The 623-nt window shown below is 62.8% G+C and carries 1 protein-coding gene; it reads left to right on the top strand.

All coding sequences use genetic code 11. From position 1 onward, the window contains the following. Nucleotides 1–162: 162 nt before the first annotated feature. Nucleotides 163–623 (top strand): phage virion morphogenesis protein (locus WS46_RS00005; RefSeq protein ID WP_082725225.1); only part of this gene is annotated, 461 nt, incomplete at its 3' end.

The following is a 623-nucleotide window of genomic DNA, read 5'->3' as shown; positions in this document are numbered from 1 at the left end:
AAGCGCGCCGTCGGTATATAGAAAAGCAGCGTGACGGCTTTCTGGCGTACCGGAAATAGAACGGCCCGCGACGCCGACTCGTCGCGGGCCACCGTGCAGTTCCTTTGGTCGCGTCAGTCGGGAGCTTGCGCGACTGCAATCGGTATATACAGAGTATAGCCCATGATCGTAGAAATCGAGATCGACGACTCCCGGTACGCGGCGACCATGGCCCGCGTGCGCGCACTGATGCAGGACGCGTCGCCCGTGACGGCGCTGATCGCCGGGCTAATGGCCGACGCCGTCGAAGAGAACTTCGCGCAACAAGGCCGGCCGAAATGGCTCGGCCTGAGTCCGAAGACCCTCAAGCGCCGTCGTGAAGAGGCCGGCACCGGCAAGATTCTGCAACGTTCGGGTCGGCTCGCATCCAGCATCACGCCGGCACACGACGCGACGACGGCCCGTGTCGGCACTAACGTTGTATACGCGGCGATTCACCAGTTCGGCGGCACGATCCAACGTCACCCCATGTCGGGCTACGTTAGATTGCGCAAGGACCGCAACGGCATGATCATGCGCCAGGCGGACCATCCGCACCTGGCCGTGTTCGCGAAGAACAGCCACAAGCGGGTCAAGATCGTGAA

Origin of the sequence: Burkholderia sp. RF4-BP95, assembly GCF_001521985.1 — a bacterium.
In the GTDB taxonomy this organism is placed as follows: domain Bacteria; phylum Pseudomonadota; class Gammaproteobacteria; order Burkholderiales; family Burkholderiaceae; genus Burkholderia; species Burkholderia diffusa.
Note: the sequence above shows the minus strand (reverse complement) of the source record. Positions and strands in the feature narration are given on the sequence as shown.